The 6660-nt window shown below is 39.8% G+C and carries 5 protein-coding genes and 1 pseudogene; 4 read left to right on the forward strand and 2 right to left on the reverse strand.

Annotated elements, in window-relative coordinates; genetic code table 11:
• From QZY09_RS10170 to QZY09_RS10180, 3 genes and pseudogenes are all read left to right on the forward strand, one after another.
• Positions 1–810, forward strand: a pseudogene (locus tag QZY09_RS10170) (hypothetical protein); the annotation flags it as partial.
• A gap of 394 nt (positions 811–1204) precedes the next feature.
• Complete coding sequence (locus QZY09_RS10175) at positions 1205–2590, forward strand: OmpA family protein (RefSeq protein ID WP_295672013.1); 1386 nt, start codon at positions 1205–1207, stop codon at positions 2588–2590.
• Positions 2591–2930: 340 nt separating this feature from the next.
• On the forward strand, positions 2931–4316 hold the full coding sequence (locus QZY09_RS10180; RefSeq protein ID WP_295672016.1) for a DUF6089 family protein: 1386 nt from the start codon (positions 2931–2933) through the stop codon (positions 4314–4316).
• A 119-nt stretch (positions 4317–4435) separates the two neighbouring features.
• On the opposite strand, the gene QZY09_RS10185 is transcribed toward QZY09_RS10180, so the two are convergent.
• Together QZY09_RS10185 and QZY09_RS10190 are read right to left on the reverse strand one after the other, a co-directional pair.
• The gene (locus QZY09_RS10185; RefSeq protein ID WP_295672018.1) at positions 4436–4822 is read right to left on the reverse strand and encodes an SRPBCC domain-containing protein; all 387 of its coding nucleotides are present in this window, start codon (positions 4820–4822) and stop codon (positions 4436–4438) included.
• Between the two features lie 113 nt (positions 4823–4935).
• Positions 4936–5514 carry an acetate uptake transporter gene (locus QZY09_RS10190; protein WP_295672020.1) on the reverse strand — a complete coding sequence of 193 codons (579 nt, stop codon included), beginning with the start codon at positions 5512–5514 and terminating at the stop codon, positions 4936–4938.
• A gap of 106 nt (positions 5515–5620) precedes the next feature.
• Here QZY09_RS10190 and gpmA point away from each other — a divergent pair, with 106 nt between their 5' ends.
• Entirely contained in the window at positions 5621–6310 is a 690-nt protein-coding gene (gene gpmA, locus QZY09_RS10195) for a 2,3-diphosphoglycerate-dependent phosphoglycerate mutase (RefSeq protein ID WP_295672022.1), read from the forward strand.
• The last annotated feature ends 350 nt before the right edge of the window (positions 6311–6660 follow it).

The following is a 6660-nucleotide window of genomic DNA, read 5'->3' on the forward strand; positions in this document are numbered from 1 at the left end:
CCGATCTCCTACTATGCAGCGCTGGCAGCATCAAATGCAGGGAATACAAATCCCAAATTCTATCCTTACGCCATCAGTAGTTACAACAAATTGTTAAGCACCAATTATTCGCAGAACGCTAAAATATATGGTTACCAGGCAACTTTGTATATAATTAACAAGGATACAGCGAACGCTTTAAAAGTAATTACCGACGGTGTTACAAAATTTCCTTCAAATGCAGATTTACGCGGACAGGAAATTAAATTTTATTTAATGGCCGGTAAGGACAACGAAATAATAGGTAAACTGGAAAGTGCAGTAGCCGCCGACCCGAAAAACAAAGAACTGTGTTTTTATGCAGGCTTGTCGTTTACCCGTGTTGGCGATGCAAGCGCAGCTAAAGCCGCTAAAGTTAAAGACGCTGCTGGTAAAGCCGCGGACAACAAGGCGGCCCTTGATTATTATTCAAAAGCCGCTGATTATTACAAAAAAGCCATTGCAATTGACCCTAATTACCTGGATGCGAACCTGAATTTAGGCGAAGTAATGATGAAGCCTGCGATTGATTTCTATAATGCTGCAAATAGCTTACCATCAAATGCGACTCAAAAACAATATGATGAGATCAGGGCAAAAGCAGATGTGCAATTTGACCTTGCACTGCCGTATTTACAAAAAGCAGTAGACCTTGATCCAAAATCAAATGCTGCTTTAACAAACCTATGGAATTACTACAGGGGCAAGTATGATAAAGCCCATGCTGCAGAGAATAAAACCAAAGCTGCTGACATCAAAAAACAAATTGATGCCCTTCCGGCAAAGAATTAATAAAATAAATAAGGGGGCCTGTTTGCCCCCTTATTTATTTCATCTTTAAATATCGCTTGCATCTGTATTAGTTCAATTCAGTGCAACCATTTACTTCCGCCGGTATCATTCCATCCCGGAAAATCATCATCCATTGGCAGTTATTTAACTGCTTTTCTGCCTTGATACCCCGAACTTTAAAAGTTAAAAAGGGGCATAAAATAGCGAATATCAAGCACTTCCAAATTAAAAATAGTATTTTATTTTTGTTAATAAGGGAAAGTTATTGTTAATAATCATTAAAATATTACTTTTATAAACTGATAAATTAGCACATGGAAATAGCTGCTGTTTCCTGGCAATTAATAGTTTAAATATTTGCTAATTAAATCCTGATTAATAAACGGTTAACCACATGACTCTAAATTTCAAAAGAACATTATTACTGCTGATTTTTATATTAAACTTCGCCGGTTTATTTGCACAAAATACTGATTCACTAGCAGTAAACACCGATTATATCCGGCCTTTCTCCGGTGGTGCGGCATTTCGTAGCTGGTCTGTCGGGATTCATGCAGGTTTAATGAGTACTTCGGTAATCACATCTACCAACAGCCAACTTGGATTTACGGTTGCAAATGTTCAATATGGTTATGGTGGGTATATCAAAAAACAACTATTGCCATCATTCGGGTTACAGGCTGATTTCCTGATGGGTAAATTAAATGGCGATAATGCACAGCTTAACCCAGCGGGAGTTTCACCGTATAAAAGCTTTACAACCACCATTAATTATGCGGGTAGTTTAAGCACAAATTTTACATTGGCTAATATCAATTGGCATGTTGTTAAAAGCACGGTACAGCCATTTATTACTGCCGGCGTTGGTTTAATGAACTATAAACCGGTATTAACAACGAGTGCAGGAGAGGTAGTTGATTTCAATAAAAATAAAGCATCCCTCAATGAATTATATGTGCCGATAGGGGCAGGGTTGAAATTTAATATCGCCAAAGGTATTAACCTGGAACTTGCTTACCAGGTAAATTTTGTTTATTCAGGTAATTTAGACGGTTACAGATACGGTAACACAAACGACAAATTCTCCTATGCACACATAGGGCTTGAATTTGCAATAGGTAAAAAGTCAAAACCGCAACTTTCTGCCCATAATCCGGTTTCATCAATGCGGCAGGAATATTTATCGGGGATACAAAATGCAAGGGATGAGTTTAAAGCCCTGATAGATTCAGAAAAAAACAAGAACCAGGTTTTGCAGCAACAGATGCTTGCCCAAAACACAAAACTCACACAACTTACAACAGATAGCGACGGAGACGGAGTGCCTGATTTTTATGATAAATGCCCCAATACACCGGCCGGCGTAAAAGTTGACGGAGCAGGTTGCCCCTTACCTTTTGTAAAAACCGAAGAAAAGATAACAATTACCGAAGCCGACAAAATTGTAGTTAATGAAGCGATCCAGAACCTGCAGTTTGCATCGGGCACTTCGATGCTGAGCGATGCTTCATACCAAAGTTTGGATAAGTTAGCGAAATTGCTGAAAGACAAGAAATATCATTTAAAACTGGCCGGGTATACTGATGCCACGGGTTCGGCTGCGCTTAATCTTAAGTTATCAAAAGACAGGGCCGAAGCGATAAAAATGTACCTTGTGAGCAAAGTGGCAGATCCGGCATTGATCCAGACAGAAGGTTATGGAAAAGCAAATCCCATTGCAACTAATAAAACAGCCGCAGGGCGCAAGTTAAACCGTCGGGTTGAGTTTTCACTGTATTAAACAAGGTTAAAAAAGCCGGTAAAACTAATACTTGTAAAAGGTGAATGGTATTAATTATCATTCACCTTTTTAATGTACAATAGTGGCAAACTGTATGTTTTTAAGACCATTTATGTAACAGTGTTTTTAGTATACAGGGTAGTAGCGATAATACCAGTTAAACAAACCGTTGCCTAAAGTATTTATGTTGTTTATCAGTAATTTAAGGGATAAAATATGCCGGCGAAATCAATTTCTATATCGGAATCCCAACGATTAATTACCGTTTAATGCCCATATGGCATCAAAGTTGACTTCTTAGGCTGTGTTTTACACAACACATAATCTTAAAAGTTCAACAATGAAATCAAATTTAAAAAAAGCTTCCCTTTTATTTACAGGGATATTAATGGGCGGTACGCTATTCGCTCAATCTACCGACACTTTACATGTATCAACAGACTATGTTAAACCTTTTTCAGGCGACAACGCTTTCCGTACCTGGTCAATTGGGGTGTCGGGAGGGGTATTAACGCCTTTCACTATTTTCGGGTCGAACGGGAAACAGGATTTCACATCACCGAATGCCGAATTAGGATACGGAGCCTATATCAAAAAACAAATATTGCCATCATTTGGTATACAGGCTGATTTTTTTGCCGGCAAACTTTCTGCAGATCACTCGAGCCCCAATAGCGCTGGGTTGATTTTTAAAAGTTATGCTACAAAAATTCAATATGCTGCCAGTTTAAGTGCAAATTATACGCTCGCAAATATCAATTGGCATTATAAGAAAACAGCTATTCAACCTTATTTTACGATGGGTGTAGGTACAATGGCCTATAAACCCGTATTAACTTATACTGATGGTTCGGTATCGAATTTTAAAACAGACAATAATGGTTCAATAAGCGAACTTTATATACCAGTAGGTGCCGGGTTAAAATTTAATGTTTCTCCAGGTGTAAATGTTGACCTGGGTTACCAGGTGAATTTTGTTTACTCAGATAATGTTGATGGTGACATCTACGGATCGACAAACGATAAGTTTTCCTATGCACATATTGGGCTTGAATTTGCCTTAGGTAGTCGTTCAAAACCACAATTAGCTACGCATAACCCGGTATCATCCATGAGGCATGAGTATATGTGGGAAAATGAGCAAACCAAAAATCAACTGCAGGGCCAGATTGATGCTGAAAAAGCTAAAAATGTACAGTTGAGAAATGATTTAAACGTTACCAATGCAAACCTTGCCAAATTAACGCAGGACAGTGATGGCGACGGTGTACCAGATGCTTTTGATAAATGCCTGAACACGCCTGCCGGAACAAAGGTTGACGGAACAGGATGTCCGCTCCCGGTTGTAAAATCAGTAACCAAAGTTTACGTAACTGAAGAAGACAATCGGGTAGTGAATGAGGCTGTAAGAAATCTTGAATTTGATTTTAACAAAGCAACTATCCGCGAACATTCATTTGTGAGCCTGAACCAGTTGGCTCAATTGTTAAAAGACAAAGGCTTTAATTTAAAATTAGCCGGCTATACAGACAATGTGGGTTCGGTAGCTTATAACCTCAGGCTTTCCCAGGATCGTGCTGAAGCTATTAAAACCTATTTGGTAAGCAAAGGTGCAGATGCCGGAAAAATACAGGCAGAGGGCCACGGAAAAGCAAATCCGATTGCTACCAACAAAACTGCTGCCGGACGCCAGCAAAACCGCAGGGTTGAGTTTTCCTTGTACTAGTTTTAATGCCGCTGCCTCATATGGATAGCCGGTTATAAACAAAACCACAAAAAAACACGAAGTGAAATAAGCTTCGTGTTTTTTTATTTGTTACTGATCTCCAATCAAATTCTCTAACACTAATCCTTCTCATCAAAAAACTCCGTTAGTGAGCCAAAATAGCTATTATCCCATCCTTCGGCAAAACCATCGTATTCAATATCGGGTATATTGGTGTGCTTCAATTCAACAGAGGTGCCTGCCTTATCGGGATGTAGTTTTATGGTAACGATAGAAGGCTCTGGCTGGCCGTCAAAATACCATTGCTGTACCAGCTTTTTGCCTTCTTCAAATTCAAGATTTTTGCCTACGATGCTGCCTTCCCACATGGAAAACTCAGAACCTGGCTCGGTCGACATTTCTGCCGGTTCCCCGGTCCATAGTTCAATGGTAAACGGGTTGGTTAAAGCGATATAAACTTCTTCAGGAGGGGCGGTAATGTGATAGTATTTTTTAAAATCTTTCATAACACGATTTTCAGGATTTTAGACATTCAAAAGATCTTGAAATTTTTGCAAACATGATAAACTATTATCACAATCATCATAAAAATCCTGAAAATCGTGTTCTGACAATATTTTTAACCTAAAGGAAGTACGGTTTTTCCGTAAACATCATTTAAAACAGTTGCGATACCGGCATAAATAGCAGAAAAACCGCAAACCAGGCCTTCGTACCCGGCAAATTTACCAATACTTTCGTTACCGGTAGCATGCTCGGCCGCCAATAAAAAGAACAGGATCACCAGCGTGCCAAAAATAATCTGTAAAGCCCGGGTCAACTTAAGCGTACCAAAGAAAAGCCCTAACGTAAAAAGTCCCCATATGCCAAGATATGCGGCCATAGCGCCGTCAGAAGGCGCGGTAAACCAACCCCACTTGCCCATCAGGATGAGGCCGGCAAGGGATAACCAGAAAAAGCCGTATGATGTAAAAGCTGTTAACCCAAAAGTGTTGTTCTTTTTCGATTCAATAACACCGGCAATTACCTGGGCCAGGCCACCATAAAAAATGCCCATCGCAAGGATCATGGTGTTTAATTCATAGAAACCGGCATTGTGCAGGTTCAGTAAAACGGTGGTCATACCGAAGGCGCAAAGGCCAAGCGGCGCAGGGTTGGCAATGCCATCCTTTGCAGGAACTGGAGTGGTTGGGATCATGATTTAAAAGGGTTTAAATTGGTTTTTAACGCAATTTAATTGTTATCGGCACATTTACCAAATTTTTTACAAAGCGTTCAGTAGATTAGCAAAAACATACTGCACTATGCAAAAATTAGTATTGCTGCGCCACGGCGAGAGCATTTGGAATAAAGAAAACAGGTTTACCGGCTGGACAGATGTTGACCTGTCTGAAGAAGGTATACTTCAGGCACATAAAGCAGGCCAGCTTTTAAAAGCACATGGTTATAGTTTTGATGCAGGCTATACCTCCGTATTAAAAAGAGCGATCAAAACGCTGGATATCGTATTGGAAGAACTGGATGAATTATGGATCCCTGTTCAAAAATCATGGCGGCTGAATGAACGTTTTTATGGAGCCTTACAAGGCTTAAACAAAGCAGAAACTGCGGCCAAATATGGTGCAGACCTGGTGCAAAAATGGCGCCGAGACCCGCATGAACTACCGCCGGCCGTTACCAAAGACGACGAACGCTACCCGGGTAAAGATGCCCGTTATAAACACCTTACTGAAAGGGAACTGCCGCTAACCGAAAACCTGAGTGAAACAATGCAAAGGGTACTGCCTTTCTGGAACGAATTTATTGTGCCTGCTATGCGTAAAAATCAAAAGGTTATTGTTTGTGCTCACGGCAACAGCCTGCGGGCCTTGGTTCAATACATTGATCACCTTACCGATGAAGAAGTTACTAAGCTGGACATCCCGACAGGAAAACCTTTAATTTACGAACTGGATGAAGGTTTGGAGAGGATCAGGCATTATTATTTGGAGTAATAAATTGAATTTGCAATTGGCGGTTAGGCATTTGCATTTACCCGGCTAATTAATTAGTTTTGGTAAACCTAATCTCAAAAATGACATATAAAGCTAGCCTTTAAAATTTTTTTCTACATAGATTACTTGTGCCTACGCTTTTTACTTTATTGGTAGCCATCCGCCCGTTTTCAAGCCTACCCGCGAATTATTGGGTAATTGTTTTATTCGCAATCCTGACTCTTCTGGTCTGTTTGATGAATTATAGGATTTTTTTATCGGTATTTATTAATAAGCCAATTCTCATCGTTAATGACGACTATGTATATGATTTTGTTTCAGATATAAAGTTTTATTGGAAGGATATTGAA

It is taken from the genome of uncultured Mucilaginibacter sp., assembly GCF_903913935.1.
In the GTDB taxonomy this organism is placed as follows: Bacteria; Bacteroidota; Bacteroidia; order Sphingobacteriales; family Sphingobacteriaceae; genus Mucilaginibacter.

Excerpts from the sequence above, each read along its gene's own strand:
- QZY09_RS10175 (WP_295672013.1), top strand. The coding sequence starts at position 1,205 with ATGACTCTAAATTTCAAAAGAACATTATTACTGCTGATTTTTATATTA.
- QZY09_RS10180 (WP_295672016.1), top strand. The coding sequence starts at position 2,931 with ATGAAATCAAATTTAAAAAAAGCTTCCCTTTTATTTACAGGGATATTA.
- QZY09_RS10185 (WP_295672018.1), bottom strand. The coding sequence starts at position 4,822 with ATGAAAGATTTTAAAAAATACTATCACATTACCGCCCCTCCTGAAGAA.
- QZY09_RS10190 (WP_295672020.1), bottom strand. The coding sequence starts at position 5,514 with ATGATCCCAACCACTCCAGTTCCTGCAAAGGATGGCATTGCCAACCCT.
- gpmA (WP_295672022.1), top strand. The coding sequence starts at position 5,621 with ATGCAAAAATTAGTATTGCTGCGCCACGGCGAGAGCATTTGGAATAAA.